19 protein-coding genes, 1 tRNA gene and 4 pseudogenes are annotated in these 25,395 nt (G+C 69.8%); 12 read left to right on the top strand and 12 right to left on the bottom strand.

Going from position 1 to position 25,395, the window contains the following annotated elements:
- Positions 1-251 precede the first annotated feature (251 nt).
- The 4 genes and pseudogenes from ACIQRL_RS11885 to ACIQRL_RS11870 all read left to right on the top strand — a co-directional run.
- Complete coding sequence (locus ACIQRL_RS11885; RefSeq protein ID WP_401330323.1) at positions 252-1,526, top strand: M6 family metalloprotease domain-containing protein; 1,275 nt, start codon at positions 252-254, stop codon at positions 1,524-1,526.
- 220 nt (positions 1,527-1,746) lie between these two features.
- The gene (locus ACIQRL_RS11880; RefSeq protein ID WP_401330320.1) at positions 1,747-3,654 is read left to right on the top strand and encodes an IclR family transcriptional regulator C-terminal domain-containing protein; all 1,908 of its coding nucleotides are present in this window, start codon (positions 1,747-1,749) and stop codon (positions 3,652-3,654) included.
- 256 nt (positions 3,655-3,910) lie between these two features.
- Positions 3,911-4,648, top strand: coding sequence for a ScbR family autoregulator-binding transcription factor (locus tag ACIQRL_RS11875; RefSeq protein ID WP_401330318.1), 738 nt, complete (start codon positions 3,911-3,913; stop codon positions 4,646-4,648).
- A gap of 101 nt (positions 4,649-4,749) precedes the next feature.
- A pseudogene (locus ACIQRL_RS11870) lies at positions 4,750-4,845 on the top strand (IS5/IS1182 family transposase); the annotation flags it as partial.
- Here the strand turns inward: ACIQRL_RS11870 and ACIQRL_RS11865 are convergent.
- From ACIQRL_RS11865 to ACIQRL_RS11845, 5 genes and pseudogenes are all read right to left on the bottom strand, one after another.
- Positions 4,831-4,994, bottom strand: a pseudogene (locus tag ACIQRL_RS11865) (hydroxymethylbilane synthase); the annotation flags it as partial. The pseudogenes ACIQRL_RS11870 and ACIQRL_RS11865 sit on opposite strands and share 15 nt — an antisense overlap.
- Positions 4,995-5,475: 481 nt before the next feature.
- On the bottom strand, positions 5,476-6,462 hold the full coding sequence (locus ACIQRL_RS11860; protein ID WP_401330822.1) for a polymorphic toxin-type HINT domain-containing protein: 987 nt from the start codon (positions 6,460-6,462) through the stop codon (positions 5,476-5,478).
- A gap of 381 nt (positions 6,463-6,843) precedes the next feature.
- Positions 6,844-7,053: pseudogene (locus ACIQRL_RS11855) on the bottom strand (IS5/IS1182 family transposase); the annotation flags it as partial.
- A gap of 110 nt (positions 7,054-7,163) precedes the next feature.
- Positions 7,164-7,619, bottom strand: coding sequence for a hypothetical protein (locus ACIQRL_RS11850; RefSeq protein WP_401330315.1), 456 nt, complete (start codon positions 7,617-7,619; stop codon positions 7,164-7,166).
- A 69-nt stretch (positions 7,620-7,688) separates the two neighbouring features.
- Complete coding sequence (locus ACIQRL_RS11845; protein WP_401330313.1) at positions 7,689-12,251, bottom strand: ricin-type beta-trefoil lectin domain protein; 4,563 nt, start codon at positions 12,249-12,251, stop codon at positions 7,689-7,691.
- Positions 12,252-13,068: 817 nt separating this feature from the next.
- On the opposite strand from ACIQRL_RS11845, the gene ACIQRL_RS11840 reads away from it, so the two are divergent.
- Positions 13,069-13,144 (top strand) — tRNA-Arg (locus ACIQRL_RS11840).
- A 188-nt stretch (positions 13,145-13,332) separates the two neighbouring features.
- On the opposite strand, the gene ACIQRL_RS11835 is transcribed toward ACIQRL_RS11840, so the two are convergent.
- The 3 genes and pseudogenes from ACIQRL_RS11835 to ACIQRL_RS11825 form a co-directional block, all read right to left on the bottom strand.
- A complete protein-coding gene (locus ACIQRL_RS11835) occupies positions 13,333-13,731 on the bottom strand; it encodes a DUF6234 family protein (RefSeq protein WP_401330310.1) in 399 nt (132 codons plus the stop codon).
- A 181-nt stretch (positions 13,732-13,912) separates the two neighbouring features.
- Positions 13,913-14,247, bottom strand: a pseudogene (locus tag ACIQRL_RS11830) (tyrosine-type recombinase/integrase); the annotation flags it as partial.
- Between the two features lie 399 nt (positions 14,248-14,646).
- Complete coding sequence (locus tag ACIQRL_RS11825) at positions 14,647-15,216, bottom strand: PepSY domain-containing protein (RefSeq protein WP_401330308.1); 570 nt, start codon at positions 15,214-15,216, stop codon at positions 14,647-14,649.
- A gap of 136 nt (positions 15,217-15,352) precedes the next feature.
- Here ACIQRL_RS11825 and ACIQRL_RS11820 point away from each other — a divergent pair, with 136 nt between their 5' ends.
- Together ACIQRL_RS11820 and ACIQRL_RS11815 are read left to right on the top strand one after the other, a co-directional pair.
- On the top strand, positions 15,353-16,030 hold the full coding sequence (locus ACIQRL_RS11820) for a response regulator transcription factor (protein WP_401330305.1): 678 nt from the start codon (positions 15,353-15,355) through the stop codon (positions 16,028-16,030).
- A gap of 91 nt (positions 16,031-16,121) precedes the next feature.
- Complete coding sequence (locus ACIQRL_RS11815; protein WP_401330820.1) at positions 16,122-17,483, top strand: sensor histidine kinase; 1,362 nt, start codon at positions 16,122-16,124, stop codon at positions 17,481-17,483.
- Positions 17,484-17,536: 53 nt separating this feature from the next.
- Here ACIQRL_RS11815 and ACIQRL_RS11810 read toward each other — a convergent pair whose 3' ends face one another.
- Both ACIQRL_RS11810 and ACIQRL_RS11805 read right to left on the bottom strand, forming a co-directional pair.
- The gene (locus tag ACIQRL_RS11810; protein ID WP_401330302.1) at positions 17,537-17,797 is read right to left on the bottom strand and encodes a hypothetical protein; all 261 of its coding nucleotides are present in this window, start codon (positions 17,795-17,797) and stop codon (positions 17,537-17,539) included.
- 155 nt (positions 17,798-17,952) lie between these two features.
- Positions 17,953-18,252: a hypothetical protein gene (locus ACIQRL_RS11805; protein WP_401330300.1), complete on the bottom strand. Its 300-nt coding sequence runs from the start codon at positions 18,250-18,252 to the stop codon at positions 17,953-17,955.
- Between the two features lie 356 nt (positions 18,253-18,608).
- Between ACIQRL_RS11805 and ACIQRL_RS11800 the strand changes: the two genes are divergently transcribed.
- Positions 18,609-18,794 (top strand): hypothetical protein, encoded by a 186-nt coding sequence (locus ACIQRL_RS11800; protein ID WP_401330297.1) that lies wholly within the window; start codon positions 18,609-18,611, stop codon positions 18,792-18,794.
- A gap of 247 nt (positions 18,795-19,041) precedes the next feature.
- On the opposite strand, the gene ACIQRL_RS11795 is transcribed toward ACIQRL_RS11800, so the two are convergent.
- Both ACIQRL_RS11795 and ACIQRL_RS11790 read right to left on the bottom strand, forming a co-directional pair.
- Positions 19,042-19,923, bottom strand: coding sequence for a calcium-binding protein (locus ACIQRL_RS11795; RefSeq protein WP_401330295.1), 882 nt, complete (start codon positions 19,921-19,923; stop codon positions 19,042-19,044).
- Positions 19,924-20,144: 221 nt separating this feature from the next.
- Positions 20,145-21,377, bottom strand: coding sequence for an MFS transporter (locus tag ACIQRL_RS11790; protein ID WP_401330292.1), 1,233 nt, complete (start codon positions 21,375-21,377; stop codon positions 20,145-20,147).
- A 339-nt stretch (positions 21,378-21,716) separates the two neighbouring features.
- On the opposite strand from ACIQRL_RS11790, the gene ACIQRL_RS11785 reads away from it, so the two are divergent.
- The 4 genes from ACIQRL_RS11785 (at position 21,717) to ACIQRL_RS11770 (ending at position 25,369) form a co-directional block, all read left to right on the top strand.
- A complete protein-coding gene (locus ACIQRL_RS11785) occupies positions 21,717-22,724 on the top strand; it encodes a winged helix-turn-helix domain-containing protein (RefSeq protein ID WP_401330289.1) in 1,008 nt (335 codons plus the stop codon).
- 9 nt (positions 22,725-22,733) lie between these two features.
- On the top strand, positions 22,734-23,231 hold the full coding sequence (locus tag ACIQRL_RS11780) for a glutathione peroxidase (RefSeq protein ID WP_401330287.1): 498 nt from the start codon (positions 22,734-22,736) through the stop codon (positions 23,229-23,231).
- A gap of 100 nt (positions 23,232-23,331) precedes the next feature.
- A complete protein-coding gene (locus ACIQRL_RS11775) occupies positions 23,332-24,198 on the top strand; it encodes a MerR family transcriptional regulator (protein ID WP_401330284.1) in 867 nt (288 codons plus the stop codon).
- Between the two features lie 235 nt (positions 24,199-24,433).
- On the top strand, positions 24,434-25,369 hold the full coding sequence (locus ACIQRL_RS11770; RefSeq protein WP_401330281.1) for an alpha/beta fold hydrolase: 936 nt from the start codon (positions 24,434-24,436) through the stop codon (positions 25,367-25,369).
- The last annotated feature ends 26 nt before the right edge of the window (positions 25,370-25,395 follow it).

Genomic DNA, 25,395 nt, shown 5'->3' with positions numbered 1-25,395 from the left:
TGGTTCCACGTCTCTCCGGGCGTCGCCCTGCGCATCTCCGGGCGTCGCTGTCCCGGCTTCCACAAGGCTCCCGTCCTGTCTCCCGGAGCCCGAGTGACCCCGTCACGCCCTCCCGGCGGAACCCGTTTCAGGGCCTCCCGGAGATAAACCCGATCGGGCCCATCCAGCGCGCGCCCGGCGCGTCGGCGACTCAGGGTGATCGAAAGGGTGCAGTCGGAGACCGGTGGCTGCCGTGGAGCGAAGGGCCCCGCATGCAGCCGTCCAGCCGCCGGATACGCCCGCGCCGTGTGGCCGCGCTCGCCACGGTGACCGTTCTGACGCTGGCGGTCAGCACCTCCGCCGGCACCGGACACCTGACGGTCGGCTCCGCCACGGCGGGCTCCACCGCGCTGGCCCGCTCCACGGCGCTCGGCCCCTGCATGATCAACGGCCCGTCCGGGGTCCAGATGGGGGAAGGCATCCCGACCGCCCCCGGCTACGCCCGCTCCACCGGCACTCTCCGGGCCCTGACCCTGATGGTCGACTTCTCCGACGCGCCCGGCAGGGGCAGCGCTCTCGACCGGTACGACGAGTTCTTCCCGAAGACGCAGGAATGGTTCCGCACCGCCTCCTACGGCCGCCTCGACTACCGGCCCGAGGCCCCCGTCCGGCACTGGCTGCGCATGCCCAAGCCCTTCAGGGCGTACGGCATAGAACGCGGCGCGCCCTTCGACCCCGGGTACCGCGAACTGGTCCAGGACATCGTGGCCGCGGCCGATCCCGAGGTCGACTTCCGCTCGTACGACATCCTGAACGTGCTGGTCACACCGAACGCCGGGCCCTCCGCACTGGACACCGTGCTGTCCGTGACCTTCGCCGGCAACACCGAGGCGCCGGTCGCCGACGGCGTCCCGGTCGCCAACGCGTCCTTCGTCTACAGCCGCCAGGACGACGGCTCGGGCTCCTACGCCGACACGGGCTACCGCGTTCTGCCGCACGAGAACGGCCACACCTTCGGCCTGCCCGACCTCTACACCCAGGACGGCGGCGGCGCGGTGGGGCACTGGGACATCATGAGCGAGGACTGGGGGGCCGACAACGACCTCCTGGGCTGGCACAAGTGGAAACTCGGCTGGCTCGACACCTCCCAGGTCAGCTGCGCGGCGGCGCACGGCACCAGCGAGTACACGCTGACCCCGCTGGCCGTGCGCGGCGGCCCCAAACTGGTCGTCATACCCACCAGCGTCCGAAGCGGGTACGTCCTGGAGCTGCGCACCCACGCCGGCAACGACTCCGCGGTCTGCCATCCCGGCATCCTCGTCTACAAGGTCGACGCGGACGTGGACACCGGGAACGGGCCCATCACGGTGTTCGACTCCCATCGCGACAGCGGAGGCTGCACCCGTTCTCCCAACGTCCAGGCCGAGCTCTCCGACGCGCCCTACTCCCCCGGTGAGACTTTCAAGGACGCGAAGGCCGGGGTCACCGTCCAGGTCGCGTCGGCGGACGCCGGGGGGAAGTACCGGGTGTACGTGACGCGCCGCTGACCGCCGCACCGTCCGCTGACCGCCGGACTGGCGGCCGGGCGATCGTCGGACGAAAAGGCGTAGGCGCGGCGTACCGGTGCCCGTGCCGCGTGCCGGGAAGCGGCCGACCTGCTTCGGCGGCCGGGCAAGCACTAACGTGGCTCATCTGAGACCCGCCACACGGTGGCTCATCCGAGATCCGCCGAACGGTGACTCTTCTGAGAGCCGCATCGGAGAGCCCATGCCATCGAGCCCCACACCGTCGAGTCCCACACCGTCGAACGTCGCGCCCCCGAACGTCACGTCGTCGCGTGGGGGGCTCACGGCCGCCGGGGCCGGGGTGCCCGACGAGGCGGTCACGCCGTTCATCCGCGGGATCGCCGTACTGCGGCGGCTGACCGAGGCGGACGGGGTGTCCAGTCTGAGCGGCCTCGAACGGGCCACGGGGCTCGCGCGGTCCACGGTCGACCGGATCACGGTGACCCTCGCGCGCATGGGCTACGTACGCCTCGACGGCCGGGACGCCGTACTGGCCCCCCGTCTCATGGAACTCGGCAACGCCTATCTCGCCGCGCTCCGGCTTCCCCGGCTCCTGGACGCGCACGCCGACGCGCTGGCCGACGAACTCGACGAGTCGGTGTCCCTCGCCGTCGGCGACCGGGACGGCATCCGCTTCATCCACCAGGCGACCCGGCGCCGCGCGATGTCCCTGAGCTTCCGCATCGGCGACCTGCTCCCCGCCGAACGCACCGCTCCGGGACCCCTGTTCGCCTCCGAGTGGAGCGAGCGGGAGTGGACGCACTGGCGGGAGCGCCGCGCGGCCGATCCGGAGGACCGCGGCTTCCCCGCCGTACCGGCCCGGAGCAGACCGTACGAGGGAGGGGCGGACACCACCGCCCTTCCGGCCGCCCAACTCCCCACCCTCGGCGACGACTTCGAACAGCGGACGGCCGAAGCGGGCAGAGTGGGCTGGGCGTTGGACGACCAGCTGATCGAACCGGGCCTGGTCGCCGTGTCGATGCCCGTACGGCAGGCCGGGCGGATCGCCTGCGTGGTGAACGTGGTGAGCCACACCAGCCGGCACGACGCCGACGGCCTTCGGGAGGCGCTGCTGCCGCGTCTGCGGACGGCCGTGGCCGAGATGGAACGGGCGTTGGCCCTGGACCGGGAGCCGACGCCGGAACGCGCCGAGCCGTTCGCGGAGGGTGACGGGCGAGTCGGCGCGGGGACGGCGGGGACCATCGCCACCCCCTCCGGGCTCGCCGACTGGACCGGCGCCTCCAAGCAGGAACTGGGGCGGGAGTTCATCGAGTCGCTGGCCCGGGGGCTGACGGTGATCACCGCTTTCGGCGAGGGCCGCGCGGAACTGACCCTCACCGCGGTCGCCCAGGCGACCGGACTCGCCCGCGCGACCGCTCGCCGCGCCCTCATCACGCTGGAACACCTCGGATACGTCACCACGCACGACCGCGTCTTCCGGCTCACCCCGCGCGTCCTGGGGCTCGGCTTCCCGCCACTCTCACGGACCTCGCTCCCCGAGATCGCGGCCCCGCATCTGACCGAACTCTCCCAGCGGCTGCACGACTCGGTGTCGCTCGCGGTGCTGACGGGCGACGAGATCCAGTACACCGCGCGCGTCTCCACCCGTCGGATCATGAGCGTCAACGTCGCTGTCGGCACCCGGCTGCCCGCGTACGCCACCTCTCTGGGCCGGGTGATCCTGGCCGATCTTCCGGAGACCCGCGCGGCAGCCGTACTGGACGACGGTGCGCCCAACCGGTTGCCGCCGTCGACACCCCTGGCCCCTTCGACCGCATCGACCGCATCGACCGCATCGATCCCCTTGCCCTCGTTGACCCCGCGGACCATCACGGACCCGGAGCGGTTCAGGGCCGAACTGGACCGGGTGCGGAAGGCCGGATACGCCATGGTCGAGGGGGAGTTGGAGCAGGGTCTGCGGTCCATCGCCGTTCCGGTGCGCGACCGCGGCGGACGGGTCGTGGCCGCGGTGAACGTCGCCATGCACAGCAGTCGCCGTACCGCCGAGGCCTGCGTCAGCGACGTGCTGCCCGAACTTCACGCGACGGCGACCCGCATCGAGGCGGACCTGCACATCGCGGACCGTTTCGGACGGGTGCAGTTGAGCTGAACGGACCGCCGGAGCGACCGAGTTCTCAAGCCTCCCACTCCGACCGGCCCCTGCCCCAACTCCAACTCCAACTCCCCCTCCTGCTCCTGCTCCTGCTCCTGCTCGGCTCCTACCTCAACTCCTCTGCCCCTCCCCCTTCCCGCCCACCTTTTCCCGCCAACCAGCAGCGCTCATAGGGGAACTGCCAGCATGGCGTGAAGATGATCTGCGCGACCCGGCCCCGTTGACAGATCCAAAAGCAGGTTCCTAGCGTCGCTTGCGGCAGGACAAACAGCAGCCGAACGACAAGGAGCGTCCGGGTGGTCGCGTCGTGGTGAAGCAGGAGAGATCCGAGCGGACCAGGCGCAACCTGATCCGGGCCGCCTCGACCGTGTTCGACCAGTCCGGTTACGAACGCGCCACCCTGTCCTCGATCAGTGAACGCGCGCAGGTCACCAAGGGCGCCCTGTTCTTCCACTTCGCGGCCAAGTCGGATCTCGCCCGCGCCGTCCAGGCGGAGGCCTGCGCCACGTCGGCCGCCGCACTCGTGAGGCTGGCGCGGCGCGAGACTCCGGCCTTCGAGATCGCCACCGCCATGGCCCACACCCTCGTAGGCCTCCTCGAGACCGACGTGACCGTCCGCGCGGGCGCCCGTCTGACCCAGGAGATACGAACCCCCGACGACCCGTCGATCCACTGTCGCCTGAACTGGCTCGGCGCGCTGCACAGAACCCTGAGCCGGGCACGGAACGACGGCTCCCTGCTCCCCGACGTCGATGTCCGCGCGGCCGCCGTCCTGATGCTGTCGATGATCACCGGCACCACGGCCCTGCCCCGCCTCCCCACCGACCCCTCTTCCTCCAGCACCCCACCGCTCCCCCACCAGCCACGCCGGTCCGGCCCCCACTCCCTCCGCGAAACAGGGGACCAGTGGCTGACCCGCATGCTCCACCTGACCCGCCCGGCCCTCAGCCCGTGCCGGGGCACGCCTCGGCAGCCCGGACGAGCACGGTGACCCACTCCACGAGCGAATGGGGCAGGTCGAGTGCGGCAGGACAGATGACCAACGAGGCCCCTGAACAGCATGGTTGAGACGTCAGACGCCCGGCCCTCTCGGGCAACAAGGCGGACGCGCATGTCTGGCGCGAGTCAGACCTGCCGGCCGTGGCGGCAGGCACGACGGTGATCACGGACGGAGCTCACCTCGGCACCGAGGTCTGACGGACTGAGTCGCCCGGCCCATTCGTGAGCGTTCGGAACGGTCTGTCCGTCCGGCTGAACACGCAGGCACGAAGTGACAGATCACCCCGAGACGCCTTCGCGTATCCGGCGATCGGGCCGTTGGAGGGGCCTCGGAGGAGAGTCGCTGCCTACGGGCCCGACGCGGTCCTGCTGATCCACATCGGCTACGCCTGACTGAGCAACTCCGTCGCCCGAGCCAAGATCACCCACACGCTCGCCGCCTGAACCAGTGCGCGCATCTCTCCGCCCTTGGATCAGGCACCACCCGCTACAATGACCGCGGTGGCTACGCCCTCACGGGCTGCCACCACGACCTGTCGCCAAGCAAGCCTGAGCGGTCCGCCGATCCCGGCAGACTTTCAGACACGTTTTCCGACAGATCCCCGCCTTCGTGGGATGTGTCGAAAACCGTTGAGGCCCAGGTCAGCGCCTTAGCGCGCAGAGCCACCAAACGGCCCACCCTGGTTTTCAAAACGCGTCGGCTTGTGCGCACCGACCGGCCAGCGGACCGCCCGTCGTGAGCGAAAAATACCAGGACTCCCCACCCGGATCACCCTCTTGCCCCGAGGCCTGCCCTCGCCCCGAGCACCCCGAGTTGCTTCAGCTGCCCCCTTCAGTGGCGGCATGGGGTCCCTCACCCATCACCAGGTTCAGGCAGTTGTGGACGAATACGTCCCGGGACGGCGTTCCTCGCCGATGTGCTCCTGGAGAGGAACGCCGCTGTCCCCGCTTGTTCAGGAAGTTGTCCAGTGCCTCGAAACTGGCCGCCCTCCGCGTGCCGTTGGGGAAGAAGTACTGGGAGACGACCCGGTCCACGGCCTGCTGGGCGATCTCGGCGTTGGTCCACACCGTGCTGATCGGGGCCAAGTTGTTGCGCAGGTTCTCCTGAGCGTCGGCGACGGCCTGCCCGGCAGTCCGGTTGACGTGCTTCGAGAGCGTGTGCGCCTGCGATTCCGGGAAGCGCGTCTCGTCGGCGAGGTTCACGCAGTTGTGGACCAGCAGGTCAGCGGCGTGCCGTCCCTCGGAGCGCACGTAGAACGTGTGCAGTCCGTCGACGGTCAGGTCGTACACCTGGCGCGGTGCCGTATCGGTCAGGTCCCGCAGAGCGGTGACGGAGTGCGTCTCGCCGTCGGGTGAGCGCAGCCGGTCACCCTGGTGCAACTCGTTCACGTGGGTCCAGCCGAGACCGACGACATGGACACGGTGACCAGGGGTGCTGGTGATGCTGCTGCCGCCGGCGAGGACGATCCGCACCAAGTGGTCCGTGTCGTGCGCGAAGGTGGCGCTGATCTTGGCCGTCTTCTCGATGCGGTTGAGGGCCGCCGGGTCGAGCTCGTCCAGGGCCCTCAGGGCGTTGAAGGTGTCCCGGATGCCGACGCCGGTGACGAGCGAGGCGTCCACGGCGCGCAACGCCTTGGCGAGGGGCGCGAGGATCTTGCCCGCGAACAGGCTCGCGACGTCCAGGCCCGCCCAGGCGCATCCGGTCCAGCTGCCGGCCTGGAAACCAGAGCTGAATTTCTCGGCGCACTTGATCCAGCTGCCGAAGAGGATGTCGACGGGGTCGACGCCCCTCTGGTACTCCTCCATCGTGATGGTGTGCGTGACCGTCTGCGACTGTTCCTTGGTCTGGGTCTTGCCCAGGTACAGCGTCGCTTCGGAGGGGCATTTATACTTCTGCGGATCCAGGTCCTCCGCGGTGCACATGTAGAGGTCGAGGAACTGGATGTACCGGATCTTCACGGTGATCGTGCAGTCGCCGTTGTAGAAGAGCTTGTCGATGAAGCCGTCGCAGCCGTCGGTCTTCTTGGTGACCTCCGGATCGCCGACCTTCTGAATGTGGTCGACGACGTAGAACATCTTGCCGATCGTGCCGCCGTTCCCGTCGGGGACGGTTCCGGTGTTGATCTGTTTGGCCTTCTCCGCCTTCTCGGCTCTGTCGGCGGCTTCCTGGGCTTCTTCGGCGTATTTGGTGCGGTCCGAACATCCCGGGCTCGCGATCCGTTCGTATCCCGAGCCGTGGACCAGAGCCAGAACGACATGTTCGAACACGACGCGATCCGGGACCCGGCGGCGATGGCACTCCAGCGGATGGCTCACCGAGAACCCCTCCCGCACCGGCAGGAGAACGGCGAACTGGTCCCACAGGGGTTCGAGCAGGCAAGATGGCACCGCAGGCACGGGTCCTCCGTGTGATCACTGAGCGTAGAGAACTCCATGATCACGCAGAGTCCGTGCCTGTCTCACGTCGCCCCTCAGCCGACGAGCGGCCTCACCATTTGCCGGTCGGTCTAAGTCCCCGGTGGAACGAAGGTGGGTCTCAACGCAGTTGGCAGGTCGGACATCCTTCCGAACACGAGGACGTGTTCTGGGTTCATAGCGTCGTTCTCCAACGTTGCGATGATGCCCGCCGACAGCAGAATCTTGATCAGCGCACTCTGCATGTGCTGCCCGATCGTTCCGGGGTAACGGACGGCCGGCGCATCAGGGCCACCGGTGGTAAGACTGTCCACAGCCGCCCGGACCATGCCAGGGTCGCATCTCCAGCCTACGGATACAGAAGCCGAAGCCGTTTCAGCGTCGGGATCTACACGGACTACAGCGCCCGACCGATCCGTTGTCCCGGCTTCTTCTTCGAGGAAGGCGGGCAGGCCAGCGCGCTGGAGCGCCCCAACCACCTGTCTCGCCAACTCATTCCGGACAACGAGAACCGTGTTGGGTGCGCGAGTAAAACCGTACTCGGACATGACCCTTCTTCTCTGTTCAGCGGGGTGTGGCAGGCATCGCAAGGGCGCCCGCCACACCCAACTACTTTCCTACTTTTCGTCGGACTGTTCTGCGGATCGAAGGAATGCCTTCCCCTCGAACTTCCTCATCATCTCCCACAGGAGGTCCCCGGAACCTGGTCCGTCAGGGATGGACCAGGTTATTGGGGTTCCCGGGGTGAGCACATCATCCAGCATGGGTCCGCACGCCGGACAGGGGGTTCGTTCGCTGTACAGCTCCGTAATCTGGGTCGGCTTGAAATTCTTGGCCGTCAACTGGTCCAGGATATGGTTCTCTGAGTGGTAACCACCCCCCTTACTGAAGCCGACGACAAAGTCACCGGTTTTAGGGTTGTTCCACCCTGGAACCCTGGCGACCGCCACATTTCGGCCAGTGGTGATTCCGGCTGCCTTTCTGGCCTCGTATGCCATGTGGGCAATATCGGTGCTTCCGTAAGAGATCATCCCCACACAGGGATCGTTGCTGCTCGCGACCGCCGCGCGGAGAGGCTTCTTCTTGGTGCACCATCCGATGACCTCGTTGAGGATTTTCGCCCCGATGCCCTCGATGGCCTCTTCGGTCAAGGGGAGCGCGCGCAGGGCTTTCCACGCGTCGGCGAATCCGATGCCGGTCCTCGCAGCGGCGTCGGCTGCTTTGACGGCGTCCGCGATGGGCCTGATGATCTTTCCGGCGAACAGGCTTGCGACGTCCAAGGCGGCCCAGGCGCAGCCGCCCACGCTTCCTCTCTCACCACCGGGCATGAGCTGGGCGCACTTGATCCAGCTGCCGAAGAGGATGTCGACCGGATCGATGTTCGCCTGGAACTCCGCCATCGTGATGGTGTGTGTGACCTTCTGGGACAGTTCCTTGGTCCGCACCTCGCCGAGATACGTCGTGGCCTCGGTCGGACACATGAGCTTCTGCGGGTCGATGCCCTGGGCACTGCACAGATACAGGTCGACGACCTCTTTGTACTTGATCTTCGAGGTGATCGTGCAGTCACCCTTGTAGAAGAGCTTGTCGATCCAGCCGTCGCAGCCGTCGGTCTTGCTGATGACCTCCGGATCGGCGGTCTTCTCGATGTGGTCGACGACGTAGAACACGTTGCCGATCAAGTGGCCGTTCTCGTCGGGAACGGTTCCGTCGTTGATCTGCTTCGCCTTCTCCGCCTTCTCGGCCCTATCGGCGGCCTCCTGCGCTTCTTTGGCGTACTTGTCGGCGTCCTTCGCCGCCTGTTCGGCCTCGGTCGCGGCCGTGTCGGCGCGGGTGGCGGCGGCTCGGGCGTCCTTGGCGTCCTGTTCGGCCTGGGTGGCGGCGGAGCGGGCGGCTGCGGCGTCGAGTTCGGCGGCGTCGGCGCTGTCGCGGGCGTCCTTGGCGTAGCCCTCGGCGTTGCCGGCGGCTTTGTCGGCGGCGGCTGCGTCGGTGGTGGCCTGCTGGTCGTAGTCGATGGTGCGGGCCAGGGACGCTGAGGCTGCCGCTGCGGCCTTGGCGGCGCCGGCTGCGTAGCCGAGGGCGTCCTTGGAGTAGGTGCGGGCGTCGGCGGCGTGGCCGGCGGCGTTGGCCGCGTGCTGGTAGGCCTCCTTGGTGTCGCCCTTGGCCTGGTCGGCGAGGTTCTTGGCGGCCTGGGCCTCGGCGGCGGCGTTCTTGGCGTGGGCGTCGGCGACGGCCTGCTGCTGGTCGGCGATCGTCTTCGAGCCCTGTCCGGTCAGGACGACCAGGGCGGCGGCGGAGTCGTTGTCGGCGTAGGGGGAGCCGAGCTGGATGGCGTCGTTGGCCGGGTCGGCGACCCGTTTGGCGGCTGCGCCGGCGTCGACTGCGGCCTGGGCGGTGACGTAGGCGTAGCCGGCGGCTTTGGCGGACGCCGCGAGTGCCTTGGCGGCCTCCGTGTTGGCGGTGTCCGCCTGGGTCTTGGCGTCCTTGGCGTGCTGTTCGGCTTCGTCGGCGAGCTTGACCGCGGTCTTGGCCTCGGTCGAGGCGTCCTGGGATGCCTTGATGGCGTCGGCGACCGCGCTGGTGGCGGTCTTGACCGCCGCGTCGGCCTTCAGTTTGTCGGCCTGGGCGGCGTCGGCGTCGGAGCGGGCGCGTTTGGCGGCGGCCTCGGCGCGGGTGGCCGCGGCGTCCGCGTCGGCTGCCGCCTGGGTGGCGGCGTCGGCCTCGGAGCGCGCCTTGCCCGCGGCGGTTTCGGCGTCGTCGGCCGCCTTGTCGGCGTCGTTCGCTGCGGCGCGGGCGGCGGTCGCCGCGTCACCGGAATCCAGGGAGTCGGCGTACGCCTCTTTGGCGTCGGCCTTGGCGCGGGTCGCGTCAGCCTTCTGTTCGGCGTCCCAGGCGTCGTCCCGCAGGGACTTGGCGTGGTCCTTCGCCTTGACCGCGTCGTCGCGCCGGTCCCCGGCGGTCTTCTCCGCGGCCTCCGCCCTGTCCTTGGCGTCCTTCGCCGTCGTCGCCTGGGACTCGGCGTTTTTGCGGTGCTCGGCGGCCTCGGCCCGCTTGACGGCGGCCGTCTCCTTCTCCGCCTTGGCCGTCTTCTCCTCGGCCTCGGCCGCGAGCCGCTTGGCGTGCGCGTCGGCGGCGGCCGCCTTGGCGTCGCCCTCGGCCTTCAGCGCGTCGGTGAGCTGGGCCTGCGCGGTCTCCTTGTCCTTCTTGGCGTTGTCCCGGTGCACCTTGGCCGCGTCGGCGGCGGCCTTGGCCTGCAACTCGGCCGTCTCGGCGGCCTTCTTGCGGAACTCCGCCTTCGACTGCGCCGCCTGCGCCAGCGCACGCTGCGCGATGGTCGCGCTGTCCCCGGCGGAGGCGCGGGTGGCCGCCTCGGCGGTCTCACCGGCCTTCTCCAACGCCGCCAGAGCGGCGGCGGCACCCTGCGTGACCTGGTCCTTCTGCTGCCCGACCAGCAGACCACGACCACGCGGCGCGCCGTTGGTGTCGGCGACGCCGTAGGCGGCCTGGACCGCCGTGTCCGAGGTGGTCGAGGCCTTCTGCGCGGCAGCGAGCTGCGCCTTCAGGACAGCCAGTTGCTTCTTCGCGGCGACCTGCGCGGCGGCGATACCGGCCGTCGCCTTGGTGAACTGCGCCTTGTCCGGGTAGTCCAGCTGTCCGGTGCCGTTGTGGCCGGACGGCTTGATGTCGAACTGCTGCGCAGGGGTGTCGTTGCAGGTGTAGAGCTTGGCGTCGTTGCCGTTGTCGAAGGTGTGCAGGTCCAGGCACTTGCCCGTACCGACACTCTTCAGGCTGGTGGCACCGCGCAGTTCGGACGACCAGGTCTGCGACGTGGACTCCTTGCACGACGAGATCTGGATGGTCGTGCCGTTCGCCGTGTTGTTCCCCGCCACGTCCAGGCACTTGAGCGAGTTGACGTTCTGCAGGTGCAGCTTGTCCTCACTGCCCAGGAGCACCCACTTCTGCGCTGCGGTGCCGTTGCACGTATACACCTGGACCGGCGTGCCGTTGTCCTTCTTGGCGCCCTGGACGTCGAGGCACTTGTCCTTCGCGGCGTGCACCTCGATGACGGTGGGGCTGTCGCCCACCCAGCCCAGACCGCCCGGCATCCAGTAGTCCTGCCACCGGGTGAGACGGTCGGCGTCCCAGGACTGGCCCAGCATGTCGCTCAAAGCCTTCGCGCCCTTGGAAAGGGCGTTGACCACGTCCTTGTTCGCGCCCAGGATCTGGTTGCGCTGCGCGGCCTGCGAAGTGACCTCCCGCTGCCACTCGTCGGCCGCCGTGGAGGTGACGTCGCCCAGCACGCCGTCCGGGTCGATCGGATCCCGCCAACCACACGCGGCGAAGCGGGACTTCACATCCTCGACGGCGATGCGGTACTCCGGCGTGCCCGGCTGCGGCGCGGTGTGCGGAAACCCGCCGGAGGACAGGAAGAGACGGGCGTCGTCCGCGCCGGCGTTCGTCGCCGGGCCCCCGTGCATCCACTGAAAGGCACTGCGCTCGGCGAGCGCGCGATTCCACTCCGCCGACGTCGTCCCGGTGGGATCGGGGTCCTTCCCGTAGAGGGGGTCGCCCACGTGATCGACGGCCTTGAGGGTCTTGTCGTCGGCCTTCGGGGTGGCGTCGTCGTAGAAGTCGGAGTCGGTCTTCCAGAACCGGTCGGCGACCCAGGCGGACAGACCGGTCTGGGAGTAGAAGCTCTTGTCGCCGTCGGGCGGCCAGTGGAAGTCGGTGTCGGTGAATCCGCCGGGAGTAGCAAGACCGTCCAGAGGCTTCTGCCAGGCATCCCGCTGAGCCGAAAGGGTGTCCATCTCCTTGGCCGCCGCGTCGCGGTCGTTGTTGTACGCGACGGCGAGCGGTGTTCGTTCCCAGTTCTTGCGGTCGGCCAGGACGTGGAGTTTGTCCGAAGTCTGGTTGAGGCCGTCCTGCGCGGCCGCGGCCATCGACGGGCCACCGAGGCGCAGTACGTCGGCCATGAGGCACTGGTCCTGGCGCAGTTGCTCAGCGGCGGTGTCGTCGTACCAGGGGTAGGAGTCGGCCACCGGCTCGGTGTTCGGCCCGATCGAGCCGGGCTGTACCGCGAGAGCGGCCAGGACGGCCAGCGCGGCTGCCGAGGTGACGGCGAAGGTGACCTTTCGCGATCTTCGTGCTGCGGGCAGCCGGAACCATGGTCTGGGGTGCAAGAAGGCATCCCTTTCTGCGTTCACTGGGGGGTACGAACCCGAGGAACGGCCGAACGGCTTGAGAGCGGTGATCTGCTCCTGAGGGGTGCTCAGAAGCAGGCTGGACCAACCGCATCGATACACGCGCCGAGCCGGCATAGCGGCATGGCGACGCAACTCATCCCCGTGAGCGACAGTGTTCCCCCGGTCGCTGAATGACGTGCGCGAACACGGAACTGGTCAGGTTCCGCGCCATGCGCGGCGCCACCTTATGCAGACATAACCGGATCCGTACAGAGATTCGATACGCCGACGAGGGCGCTGGCGTGAAACCTCCTGTCGCCCAACAGTCCGCAGTCGGGGTCCCGGTGGCCCGGCGGCGCATGGATCTTCTAGGTGCCCCTGCGCCCAGGAGGTGGAGTGCGGTCTGTGTTCGTCCGGCAAAGTATGGCCGGTTTTCGACTCCGCCACGGTCCTTCCGTCCGGCCGAACACGCGGGCGCACAGTGACATATCACCCCGGGACGCCTTCGCGTATCCGACGATCGGACTGTTGCAGGAGCCTTGGCGGAGAGTCCCCGCCTACGGGCCGACGCGGCCCCTGCCGATCTACATCGGCTACGCCCCACTGAGCGACTCCGTCACCCGAGCCAAGATCACCCACGCGCTCGCCGCCCGAGCCAGCGCGCATATCTCTCCGCCCTCGGATCAGGTACCACCCGCTACACTGACTGCGGTGGCTACGCCCTCACGGGCTGCCACCACGACCTGTCGCCAAGCAGGCCTGAGCAGTCCGTCCATCTCGGCAGACTTCCAGACACGCATTCCGACAGATCCCGGCCTTCGTAGCTCAGGGGATAGAGCACCGCTCTCCTAAAGCGGGTGTCGCAGGTTCGAATCCTGCCGGGGGCACCAGGGAAGAGGCCCCGGACCGATCATGGTCCGGGGCCTTTGACGGCACCGATTGACGGCAGTGGCCGGTCCAGGCTCACAAGTCCACGTTCGGCGGTAGCGCCCGCGTGAATCTCGGTGGGTCAAACTGGTGCATTGGATATCGAGTGCGTCAGTAACAGGCAACAGCGTGGCCCGAGCCGCTGGCTGTTTCAGCAGTTCGAGCTGTAGCGGATGCACCCAGCTGGCGGAGCATGGTCGTGATCCCACTGTTGCTGCACATCCCCGAGCACCCCGGCGGCCAGGAGAGCCACCGTCAGGTGCGCGATCACCGTCCAAGGGGCACGGAAGAGTCCCGCGAGAACTGCCAAAACAAGTACGGTGATCAGCAGCACCCGCAGCCTACCCATGAACGCGAGGCTGGCAGTGTCGATCTGCGCTTGGTCGCCCTGCGCGGCCCATACCTCCATGCCGAGACCAAGCACCCAGTCCATCACCAGCCACGCGGTCCCCACCAGGAACAGCGGGATCGCGAGAGCAAGGTCCGGGCCCAGGGGTGTTCGGTGCGACCAGGGGCGTCGGCGTTCCGGCGCTAAAGCGGTCTTCGTCATGGCTGCATGGTTCCGAGACCGGTGGTGATGCACATGAGTACGCGTACTCAACTCTCTTGCGGTGCGGAATGCGGCCAGGCAGGTGCAGCGCCGGGAAGGCTCCCGGCCCGACGTCGGCCGCGAGGAATTTCAGAACCGTGGGCAGGCGTCAGCAAACTGAGTCTGACATCCACAGCCGACATCAACGACGCCAGACAGAGGCGTACATCAGCCCTACGGATCTCCGTAGGTGCCCTTCGGCATCCTGTACTGACATCAACGGGCACGGTTCCTGACGACCGGGCCGATTCCTGAGCAGCCGGTCCATGTGGCTCATGGCCTCGCGCTGGGTGTCCTGCACGACGTGCGTGTACGTACACGTCCATGGTGATGCTGATCTGCGAGTGCCCGAGAATCTCCGTCACCGCGCGGGGTGCGGCTCCGGCCTCCGTGAGCAGGGTCGCTGTGCCGAGCGTCGTGGAGTCGGACGACGCGGATTCCGGTGGAGTCGGCGATGCGGGGGAAAGAGCGGTAGACGTACGCCGCTCAGGTGGGCGGTGGCGCAGACCACGGTGCTGGTCGTTCCGACGAATACAGGAACTGCCCCTTGCCAAGCGGCTGTTCATCCACGCGCCGATCGCTGCGGAGGTGTCCCCGGCGACGCCGTGGCGCCGGGGCGCGGTGGCGGTGGCGGTGGCGCCACGGCGCGGGTTCGGATCCTGGTGGGGCGCGGGTTCGGATCCTGGTGGGGCGCGGGTTCGGATCCTGGTGGGGCGCGGGTTCGGATCCTGGTGGGGCGCAAGCCGAAGGGCCGGCCCGGGAGGGGTTCCTCCTGGGGCGGCCCTTCGGCGGTTTCGGGTCCGGGCCACTCGCGTCGCACTGCGTCCGGGTGGAGTCGTGGCCGGACTCACCGGGGTGTCAGCGGAGTCGGGCTGTTCAGCGTCCGGCGGTCTGGGCGGCGGACGCGACGGTGTTGCCGGTCACCGTGCCGGTCGCGCCGTCGAGGGTCACCAGGTGCCGCACGCCGTCGGTGCCCAGCACCTCGACCTCCCAGCCGCTTCCACCGCCCTGCTGCACCACCACGCGCAGCGCGTCCGGCTTGCCACCGGGTACGGCCTTGCCGGCCGCGTCGATCGCCTTGGCGGCCGACACCGCCGGCACCGGCGCGGGCGCGAGACCGCTTTCGCCGTTCTGGTCGTCCTGGCCGCTCTCGGAGTTCTGACGCGTCCTGGAATCCTCGATCTTGAAACCGCCCTCGCCGCGAACGCGGCGCTCGCCGCCGCCCTTCCAGCCGGGCACCGCCTCGACGCGCATGCGGTCGCCCCTTTCGCCGCGGTCGTGCTCGGCGACCGCGGCGGCGCCGACCACGGCTCCGCCCAGCAGGACGACCCCGACGCCGAGTGCCAGCCAGCGGCTCCGCCCGAGCTTCGGCAGGCGCGGCAGGCGCTTGCGGGACGGCTCGGCCGGCGTGGACTCGGACTGCTCCGGTGGGACGGGCTGGGACATGCTCGGGCTCCTGATCGCGTCGGCCGGCCTGATACCGGCTTCTGCGGTCAGCTTGGAACATCGTTGCTGAAGCCAGGCTGAAGGTGGCTGAAGGCGTCTTCAGCCACCGCCCGGGCGGCATGCGAGGCTGTACTCCGTGCGTGTACTGGTGGTGGAGGACGAGAGGCGGTTGGCCGCCGCCCTGCAGCGAGGTCTCACAGCCGAGGGTTTCACCGTCGATGTCGCCCACGACGGGAACCACGGGCTGTGGCTCGCCCTGGAGCAGAGCTACGACGTGATCGTGCTCGACATCATGCTGCCCGGCCTCAACGGCTACCGGGTCTGCGCCAAGCTGCGCGCGGTCGGGAGCGAGACGCCGATCCTGATGCTCACCGCCAAGGACGGCGAGTACGACGAGGCCGAGGCGCTGGACACCGGTGCCGACGACTTCCTGTCCAAGCCGTTCTCCTACGTCGTCCTGGTCGCCCGGCTCCGCGCGCTCCACCGTCGCACCGGCCGCCGGCTCCCTCCGACCCTGGAGCTCGGCGACCTGGTGATCGACCCGGCGCGCCGCACCTGCAGCCGCGACGGCAACGAGATACGGCTCACCACGCGGGAGTTCGCCATCCTGGAGTACCTCGCCCGGCGCGCGGGCGAGGTGGTGACGAAGCGCGAGATCCTCCAGCACGTCTGGGACTCCGCCTTCGAGGCGGACCTCAATCTCGTCGAGGTCCACGTCAGCGCCGTACGCCGCAAGATCGACGCCCCGTTCGGCCGATCCGCCCTGGAGACCGTCCGAGGCGCCGGATACCGGCTGGCGGCCAACGGTGGCTAGGCGCTTCCTCCCCCGCCGCGGCGAGATCCTGGCCTCGGCCCGGCGCCGAGGGCTGCGCCTGCGCCGCGACGCGACGCGGCTCGCACGACGCCTGTGGCCCGGATCGGTACGTGCCCGGGCGACGCTCGGGGCGACCGCGGTCGTCGCCCTCGCGCTGACCGCGGCCTCCTTCGCGCTCCTGGGCATCGTGCACGCCAACCTCCAGCGCACCGCCAAGGACGCCGCCGCCCAGCAGGCGGACACCGTGGGGCGGCTGGCCGCCCAGGGCAAGCTCCCGGACCTGCTGCCCCTCACCCACGGCGCCGACTTCATCCAGGTCGTGGACGCCGAAGGCCGCGTGGTGGCCGCCAGCCAGAACCTCACCGGGCGGCCGCCCGTCGGCCATGTCCGCCCGGACGAGGGCACACTGCGCGCCACCTGGTCCGGCGAGCCGTTCCACGACGAACACCGTCAGCGGATCGTCGCGGTCACCACCAGAGCCCCCGGCGGCACGCTCACCGTGTACGCGGGCACCTCGCTGCGGGACGCGGACCAGGCGGACGAGACCACCTCCGTCGCGCTGGGCATCGGCGCCCCGCTGCTGCTGGCCACGGTCGCCCTGGTCACCTGGTGGGTGACCGGCCGGGCGCTGCGTCCGGTGGAGGCCATACGGTCCGAGGTCGCCGAGATCACCGGGCACGCGCTGCACCGCCGGGTGCCGGTGCCGGACTCCCAGGACGAGGTCGCCCGCCTCGCCCGCACCATGAACGTCACCCTCGACCGGCTGGAGGAGGCGGTCGTACGCCAGCGCCGGTTCATCGCCGACGCCTCGCACGAACTGCGCAGCCCCATCACGGTCCTGCGGACCCAGTTGGAGGTCGCCCTCGCCCACCCGGACCCGGCGCTGTGGCCGGATCTGGTCAGCGAGGTCCTGGAGGACACCGTACGGCTCCAGGATCTGGCGGCCGACCTGCTGTTCCTGGCCCGGCTGGACGCGGCCGAGCCCGTCGAGAGCGGTCCGCTGGATCTGGCCGACCTGTGCCGTACGACCCTCGCCGCTCGGCACGGCGACCGGATCCCGGTCGACGCCGGACTGCAGACCGGCGTCACCATCGAGGGCAACAGCAGCCGGCTCACCCGACTCCTCACCAACCTGCTCGACAACGCGCAGCGCCATGCGGACCGGCGCATCGAGCTGACCCTGCGCGCCGATCAGGCCACGGACACGGCCGTGCTGGAGGTGAGCGACGACGGACCCGGCATTCCGGAGGCAGACCTCGACCGGATCTTCGAGCGCTTCACACGTCTGGACGACGCCCGCAGCCGCGACCTCGGCGGGGCCGGCCTGGGCCTGGCCATCGCCCGTGACATCGCCGCCCACCACAACGGCACCCTCACCGCCGAGCCCCACCCGTACGGCGCCCGCGTCGTCGCCCGTCTCCCGCTGTCACCGCAGGCCGCCGAAGGGCCGTAGCGCCGTAGGGCCGAGCACCGGCCCTCCCCCACCGGTGTGCGGCAGCCGTCCGGTCAGTCCTCGGACTTCTGCTCGTGCCGGTAGATGCCACGCGCCAGCTCCTGCAGAATGGCGTGCTCGGTCTGGCCGGTGTCCTTCGCCATCTTCCGCAGCAGCAGCGCGCACAACGCCGCCGAGCCGTCCATCAACGTCTCGGCCGCCATGGGGTCTTCCCGTCGCCGCTCGACGACGTAGGCCGTCATCATGTCGTTTCCGGAGACGTAGGCGGTCATGAACTCGATGCCTGTGCGGATGCGGTCGTAGTCGTTGCTCATGGTCGAACCGTGGCACACCGATCCGGAGTTGTGCCAAAACGGGGTGCGGGCGGTTCAGCACAGGATCGGCCGCGGGTCTCGGGTCCCGCGGCCGACCGGAACCCTCGTTCCGACGGAACGCGTCCTGCGCTCCGGGGTCGTGCTCGCCGCGCTCCCTACGCGGCACCGCTGATGTCAGGGGCGATGAAGCGCCGGTGGAGCGGACTGAAGGCGGTGTCGGGTGCGCCGGTCATACCGGCCTTCTGGATCGCGGGGGCGAGCCGTTCGGCGAAGAATGCCTCGAACGCCTCCTGTGATTCCCAGACGTCGGTGACGTGCAGCCCCTGGGCGTCGAACCAGGCCACGTGCATCTGACCGCCGGCCGCCGGGACCTTTTCCCAGTCGACCGCGTCCCGCACCGTGTCGTACTGCTCCGGTGTGACTCCCGCCCAGTGCATCGACATCACCATCGCCATGTCCAGCCCCTTACCGTTCGTAGTGGTGTACGCCCTTCTCGGACCAGCAAACATCCACTCGCTGCCGCACACCTCTCCACGACGGCCAAAGGCGTTCCCCTGCCGGTGCCGAGCATCGAGATCGTTCCACTCGCCGCGTCGTGCCGGACAGAGCGCGCGGAGGCACACCGGCGCCTGCGGAAGGCCTCGTACGCTGGCTCGATACCTCCGGCCACCGGCCGACCACCGGGTCACTGTCGTTGAGGTCATCTACAGTCACCGGCACAGAGGTTGGCCCCGCCCAGGAGGGATCGGGCGTCGTCCTCCGCGGCGCGGGAGGGGTTTCCGGCGTGCGGACACAAGGGAGTTGGGCTGCGATGGAGGACGGGGGGCGTCGTCATGACGCGGCGGATCTTGTGGTGGCGGGCTGTGGATGGCTGCTCATCGTCGCCGTCATCGCCTCGCCGGGGCTCCTGCTGAACGACGGGCCGCTCACGGCGTACATGGCTGTCTTGGGTGGCGCGGCGGGGCTTCCGTGGGTGCGTAAGAGGCTGTACCGCTGACGGTTCCCGTCGCTCCTCGGCTCCGCCGAGACCCGTCTCCGCGGGAGCAAGCCCCTAGGCCCCACCCAGACCCGCCAAGACCCGCCTCCGCACAGGAGATACGCCCCTCGGTCCCGCCAAGACCCGCCTCCGCGCGGGAGATACGCCCCCGGTTCCGCCGAGACCCGCCTCCGCGCGGGACAGGGGCTGGGGTCCGCGCCGCGCGGAGGGCATCGCCCCCGCCGACGCCCGCCCAGCCCCCGCCTCCTCAGTTCTGGTAGACCCGGTCGCTTCCCGGGCCGCCGGAGAGGGTGTCCCTGCCGGCGTCTCCGTGCAGGAGGTCGTTGCCGCTGTTGCCGTAGATCTTGTCGGCGCCGGTGCCGCCGTGCAGGCTGTCGTTGCCGCGGCCGCCCTGGAGGAGGTCGGTGCCCGAGTTGCCGTAGATCGTGTCGTTGCCGTCGTCGCCGTACAGGCTGTTGCCGTCGTAGCTGTAGATGCCCTCGTCCTCGGTTCCGCCGTACAGGACATCGTTGCCGGTGCCGCCGTGGCAGATGTAGCCGCAGGAGCTGAGGATGTCGTTGCCCGCACCGCCGAACGCGCCGTCGCTGTGGGCGCTGGCGCCGCCACCCCCGAACAGGTGGTCGTTCCCGTCCTCGCCGTAGAGGACATCCCGGAGGCCGCCGGTCAGGGTATCGTTGCCGGTCCCGCCGTAGATGCGGGAGTACACGAGGTTGTCGTAGTCGACCCTCGCCGTGTCGTTGCCGTCTCCGAGATTGACGATCAGGCCGTAGGGATCATCGGAAGGCCCGCTGCCGGACCCGGTGACCGTGCACACCGCCTGGGTGGTGTCGCCCGAGGAGGGACGGACGCAGCCCGTGCCGAGGGAGATCCGCACGGTGTCGTCGAACGTGAAGGTGTAGTTCGTCAGGTGGGTGTCCGGGTCGGTCGTGCCGAACCTCCAGAAGATCTTCAGGTGGTTCGTCTGGCCGACGGCTGCCGTGTAGTACAGCTTCTTGCCGGTGGAGACCGCCGTGGCGCTCGAAGTGGTAGCGGCGCTCGCCGTCGGGGCGGCGAGCGCCGCGGCCACGGCAACCGTGACTGCGGTGAGCGCCAGTACTTTCGGGACGGTGGTGGTACGACGACTGAACATGGTTCCCCTCGGTGGGATCGGTGGGTTCGGTACCGCTGCTCGGCTGCCTGGCGGCCCTGCGGTTCAGGACTTCAGGACTTCAGGACTTCAGGAGTTCTGGAGTCCTGGAGTCCTGGACCTATGGAGTTCTGAGCGCTGGATGTGCGTGTGCGCCCAGGCGTCCCGTTCGACACCGGTGAGGGAGGGGTAGTTGTGACCCCTGTCGTACAACTTTCTTCGATTCAGGGAGAGTTCACCTCTGATTGCCGTCCTCTTGGTGCGGACGGCTCCGGTCGTTGACGTTCCGGAGGGGCGGCTCGATGGCGGAGCGGCAAGGGGGCCAGGGACAGCGTCACGGTGATCGAGGCGGCGGCCATCACCGTCATCGCCGTTCCGGGCGAGGCGAGTTGGGCGATTCCGCCCGCCAGAGCCGCGCTCACGCCCTGCATGGTGAGCATGCCCGCCGTATGAAGTCCCAGTGCGTGGCCGCTGAGTTCGTCGGGGATCAGGGCCACCAGGCGTTCCTGCTGGATCAGGCTCGAACCGAAGCCGATCGAGGCGCCGGCGACGAGGACGGCCGCCACGGTCACGCTCGGGCGGAGGGCGAAGAGCAGGTACGGGGTCGCGAGGAGCAGCAGGAACGGGATGCCCAGCCGGGCGCGCACCCGGGGCGGCAGCAGACGGCCGGTCGTCACGTCCCCGGCGAACATGCCGAGTGCCGCGAAGGCGAACAGGGCGCCGGCCCGGCTCGGCGCGTACGACACGTACAGCGATTCGCAGCCGACGACCAGGCCGTTGGGCACCCAGAGCAGGAGATAGAGGGTGCGGCGTTCCGGTGAGGAGAAGAGGCGCGCGTTCGTGCTCCAGGTCCGGGCGATGGACGGGCGGCCCAGGGCGCGGGGTGCGCGGGGTGTCAGGCCGAGCCGGGCGGTCAGGGCCGCCGCCAGGTACAGCCCGGCCGCCAGGAGGAGCGTGACGCGTGGGGACAGCAGGGCCACCAGGACGCCACCGGTCGCGTATCCGGTGATCTGGGCGATCCCGCTCATCATGTTGAACACCGAACGCCCCAGCAGATAGCCCTCCTTGGCGAGGATCTCGTTCAGCAGGCCCCACAGGACCCCGCCACCGAGGGACTGGATCAGCCCGAGGAGCAGGAGTACGGCGAAGATCGCCCAGACCGGGAGGCCGGGGGTCGCCAGGGCCGCCGTGCCGAGCCCGAAGGCCAGCGCGATGCCCGCCACCGTCGCGCGCGGCGGCAGCCGGTCGGCGGCCGAGAGCAGGGTGGTCGCGCCGACCATCTGGGCGAGCGAGGGACCGAACATGCTCAGCGCGGTGAGCAGCGGCGAGCCGGTCGCCCGGAACACCAGGGTGCCGAGGGCCAGACCGCTCACCGTCGAGGCGGCGGTTCTGAAACAGGAGGACAGGAACAGCGGGGTGAACTCCCGCGTGCGGAAGAGCTCGGAGTAGCTGCGCATGCGCGGAGTCTGGAGGGCCGCACGGGCGGTCGATATTGTTTCGCGCAGGAGCGAAACGTCCGGTGAATCCCGCGGACGGGGTGCGGGACATCCGGCGAGCGGCCCGTGAACCGGGTGGCCGGAAGACCGGGTGCGCGTACGTGAGGTCCCGCGAGCCGTCCGGTGAACCCGGCGGACGGGGTGCGGAAGCAGTCCGGCGAGGCGTCCGGTGGCGGACCCGGCGTGGGGCCCGACCTGAGGCCTGGCGACCTGAAACCTGGGCGTGACGCCCGAGCAGGGTCCGGGCGGAGGATCGCGCAGAGGGCCGGGAAAGCAGGGGGCCGGGAAAGGGGTGCGGGGATGGGCTGGTGGCAGGTGAACGCCGACACGCTCGCCGGGAGCCGTTTCGTGCTGTCGCCGCTCGCCGAGACGTTCGCCTGTCTGAAGATGCTGCACGCGGGAACCGCCACACACCCCGGCGAGCGCGCCTGGCTCGGCGTCCACCTGCCCGCGTACCGCAAACGGCTGGCCGCCGACCCCGTCACCGCGCTGCTCGTGCGCTGCGGGCTCGGACGGGCCTGGATCGCCGACTTCCTGACCCCCACCCCGTACGGCGACGAGACCTTCGAGGCCGAGGTCGCCCGGGTGCGGGAGACCTCGCCCCACGACGCCCGTGCCCATCTCGCCCGCTCGGTGGGCGGACCGCTGCCCGCCGGCCTCGCGGACCGCGACGATCTGCCCGAGCGGGCCGCCGTGCTGCTCACCGCCGTCTGGGAGGAGTCCGTACGTCTCGACTGGGAACGGCGGCGGCGCGTCCTGGAGGCCGATGTGGTGGCGCGGACCGCGCAGCTCAGCCAGGGCGGCTGGGCGGCGGCGCTGGACGGGCTGCGGCCGGGGACCCGCTGGCTCGGCGACAACCGGCTGCAGGTCAACCTCCACGAGTACCCGCCGCGCGAGATCTCCGGCGCCCGGCTGGTCTTCGTGCCCGTCACGCCGAAGGCCGGATGGGTGTGCTGGGAGGAGTCCCGCCGCTACGCCGTGGTCTACCCCTGCGCGGGAGCGCTGGCCGACGTGCGGGCCGCGGTCGTACCGGAGAGTCTCGGGACGCTCCTCGGGACCGCCCGCGCCAGTGTCCTCGTCCTCCTCGACTCCCCCCTGTCCACCAGTCAGCTCGTCGCCGTGACCGGGCAGGGGCTGGGGTCGGTCGGACGGCATCTGCGGGTGCTGCTGGACGCGCGGCTCGTGGAGCGGCGGCGGGCGGGACGGTCGGTGCTCTACTCGCGGACGGCCGCCGGTGAGGTGCTTGTCACAGCGCAGCGGGACGGACGGAACGACGGGACCGGCGGACCCGTCACCTACCGGAGTTAGCATCCGCTCATGACTACTGACAACTCTGTGCTCGACGTCGAGATCGGGGCCCTCCAGGGGGGCTCCGCCGATCTGTCCCAGTACGCGGGCAAGGCCGTCCTCATCGTGAACGTGGCCTCCAAGTGCGGTCTGACCCCGCAGTACGCCGGCCTTGAGCAGCTCCACGCGCGCTACGCCGACCAGGGCTTCACCGTCCTCGGCGTGCCCTGCAACCAGTTCCTCGGCCAGGAGCCCGGCAGCTCCGAGGACATCGCCGAGTTCTGCTCCGCGACCTACGGCGTGACCTTCCCGATGACCGAGAAGGTCGAGGTGAACGGCGACGCGCGGCACGGGCTGTACGAGCGTCTGGTGGGCACCGCCGATGCGGAGGGGCACTCCGGCGACATCCGCTGGAACTTCGAGAAGTTCCTGATCGGCCGGGACGGCACGGTCGTCGGCCGTTTCTCCCCGCAGACCGAGCCCGAGTCCGCGGAGGTCGTCTCCGCGGTCGAGAAGGCGATCGGCTGAGCTCGTCTCCACGGCAGGGAAGGCCGTCGGCCGAGCCCTGCGGTTGACCTTGCCCCTGGGGCAAGGGGCAGCGTCCCTGTCACCGGGCGGAAGGCGCCCGGTGACGGAGGATGACAGGGTGGACAAGGACCTGCTCACCATCGGCGCGTTCGCCTCGCGGGCGCGGCTCTCGGCGAAGGCCCTGCGGCTGTACGACCGGCTGGGGCTGCTGCCCCCGGCGTACGTCGACGAGGTCAGCGGTTACCGCTACTACCGCGCCGAGCAGACCGAACGGGCCCGGCTCGTCGCGCTGCTGCGCCAGCTCGACATGCCGCTGGCGCGGATCGCGGACGTGGTGGAGGCGCCAGGTGCCGACGCGGCCGCGCTGCTCGCCGCGTACTGGGACGGTGCCGAGGCGCGGTTCGCCTCGCAGCGGGCGCTCGCCGACTTCCTCCGTGGACGTCTTTCCGGGAGGAGTTCCGATATGTACGAGAAGTTCGTCGTCGAGACCGCCGAGGTGCCCGAGCGGGTCGTGCTGGCCGAGAAGCGGCACGTCCTGGCGCCCGAGCTGCCGGTGTGGATCCCCGGCTCGCTGGGGCGGCTGGAGGAGGGCGCCCGGGAGGCCGGGGGTGTCACGGGGCCGCCCTTCGTCGTGTACTACGCCGAGGTCGGCGTGGAGAGCGACGGGCCGGCGGAGGCGTGTGTGCCGGTCGCCGACGAGGCCGCCGCGCGGGCCTGGGCCGAGCGGCGGGGTCGGGCCACCGGGGCCGAGGTCAGGGTCGAGCCGGCCCGGCGGATCGCCTATGTCCGCATCACCAAGGCCCAGGTCGCCCACCCGCAGATCCTCGCCGCCTTCGAGGCGGTCGAGAGCTGGGTCACCGAGCGGGGGCTGTCCGTCGACGGCCCGTGCCGGGAGATCTACTTCGCCGACTGGGACGCGGCCGGGCCCGAGGACGCGGTGTGCGATGTGGCGTTCCCCGTGAAGTGAGGTGACGCTCCCGGTGACGTGAAGTGACGCTCCCGGTGTTGCGGAAGAGACGTTCTCGGCGAAGTGAAGCGAACCGAAGTGACGTGACCTGAGGCGACGGCGTGGCGCGTCTGCCGCGCCGCGCCCACCTTCGTGTGGTGCAGCGCCCACCTTCGTATGACATTGCGGGCTCCGCACCGGGTGGCCGTGTACGAGTGGGAGTTTCGGTGGTCTCGTCCCCTCTCGGGAGTTCGCTGTGCCTTCTGTCGCTTCCTCGGTCAACGTTCTCGCCCCGGCGCCGGAAGGCGGGGCAGCCACGGAAGTGGCGGAGCACCGGCTCCGGTGGGAGGGTTACGCGTACACCGCCCGGGTCGCCCGGCACGGCACCCCCGTCACGGAGCCGCTGCTCGTGCTCGGCGGGTCGGACCAGACGCGCTACTCGTGGATGCGGCACGAACGGTGGCTCGGGGAGCTCGGGACCCTCGTCACGGTGGATCTGCCCGGGTTCGGGGACGCGGACTTCCTGCCCGCCGAGCACGGGATCGACTTCCTCGCCGAGTGCGCGGGACACATGCTGCGCGAGCTGGCGCTCGGCCCGGTGAACCTCTACGCGGGGTGCTACGGCGGGGCGGTCGGGCTCCGGCTCGCCCAGCGGTATCCGGAGCTGCTGCGCCGGGTCGCCGTACAGGGGATGTCGGACCACATTCCCGCCTGGTTCGCCGAGGCGCTGGTGGGCTGGGTGCGGCTCCTGGAGGAGGGGCGCGTCGAGGAGACCGCCGAGGAGTTCGTACGGTGCTTCGTGCCGCCGCCCGGCGACCGCACCGTACGCAAGCACGCCGCGCTGACCCGGCTGATGTACCAGCAGTTCGCGGCGCAGACCCCGCGCGATGTCGCGGTGACGGTCGAGCGGAACCGGCGGCTGCTGGCCCACGAGTGGTACCGGCGGGCGCCCGTCCCGACCGTTCCGTATCTCGTGTTCACCGGCGAGCACGACACGCTCACCACGCCCGACCTGGTCCGCTCCGTGGCGGCGGACCTGCCGGGCGCGTGCTTCACCACGATCGCGGAGTGCGGCCATCTGGCCCATCTTCAGCGGCCCGAGGACTTCTGCGACCTGCTCGTCCGGTTCTTCCGCGACGGGTGTCCCGAGGGAGCCGGCCTGTCGTACTGCGGGCCGTTCGAGCGGTTCTAGGGCTCGTTACGGCACTGGCGTGGGGC

This window comes from Streptomyces sp. NPDC091209 (assembly GCF_044757755.1).
Classification (GTDB): Bacteria; Actinomycetota; Actinomycetes; order Streptomycetales; family Streptomycetaceae; genus Streptomyces.
This window is presented reverse-complemented; position numbering and strand designations above follow the sequence as displayed.

What these genes read in the sequence shown, in the direction of transcription:
- ACIQRL_RS11885 (WP_401330323.1), top strand. Translation starts at nt 252, where the DNA reads ATGCAGCCGTCCAGCCGCCGGATACGCCCGCGCCGTGTGGCCGCGCTC.
- ACIQRL_RS11880 (WP_401330320.1), top strand. Translation starts at nt 1,747, where the DNA reads ATGCCATCGAGCCCCACACCGTCGAGTCCCACACCGTCGAACGTCGCG.
- ACIQRL_RS11860 (WP_401330822.1), bottom strand. Translation starts at nt 6,462, where the DNA reads ATGGAGGAGTACCAGAGGGGCGTCGACCCCGTCGACATCCTCTTCGGC.
- ACIQRL_RS11850 (WP_401330315.1), bottom strand. Translation starts at nt 7,619, where the DNA reads ATGTCCGAGTACGGTTTTACTCGCGCACCCAACACGGTTCTCGTTGTC.
- ACIQRL_RS11835 (WP_401330310.1), bottom strand. Translation starts at nt 13,731, where the DNA reads ATGACGAAGACCGCTTTAGCGCCGGAACGCCGACGCCCCTGGTCGCAC.
- ACIQRL_RS11825 (WP_401330308.1), bottom strand. Translation starts at nt 15,216, where the DNA reads ATGTCCCAGCCCGTCCCACCGGAGCAGTCCGAGTCCACGCCGGCCGAG.
- ACIQRL_RS11810 (WP_401330302.1), bottom strand. Translation starts at nt 17,797, where the DNA reads ATGAGCAACGACTACGACCGCATCCGCACAGGCATCGAGTTCATGACC.
- ACIQRL_RS11805 (WP_401330300.1), bottom strand. Translation starts at nt 18,252, where the DNA reads ATGGCGATGGTGATGTCGATGCACTGGGCGGGAGTCACACCGGAGCAG.
- ACIQRL_RS11800 (WP_401330297.1), top strand. Translation starts at nt 18,609, where the DNA reads ATGGAGGACGGGGGGCGTCGTCATGACGCGGCGGATCTTGTGGTGGCG.
- ACIQRL_RS11795 (WP_401330295.1), bottom strand. Translation starts at nt 19,923, where the DNA reads ATGTTCAGTCGTCGTACCACCACCGTCCCGAAAGTACTGGCGCTCACC.
- ACIQRL_RS11790 (WP_401330292.1), bottom strand. Translation starts at nt 21,377, where the DNA reads ATGCGCAGCTACTCCGAGCTCTTCCGCACGCGGGAGTTCACCCCGCTG.
- ACIQRL_RS11785 (WP_401330289.1), top strand. Translation starts at nt 21,717, where the DNA reads ATGGGCTGGTGGCAGGTGAACGCCGACACGCTCGCCGGGAGCCGTTTC.
- ACIQRL_RS11780 (WP_401330287.1), top strand. Translation starts at nt 22,734, where the DNA reads ATGACTACTGACAACTCTGTGCTCGACGTCGAGATCGGGGCCCTCCAG.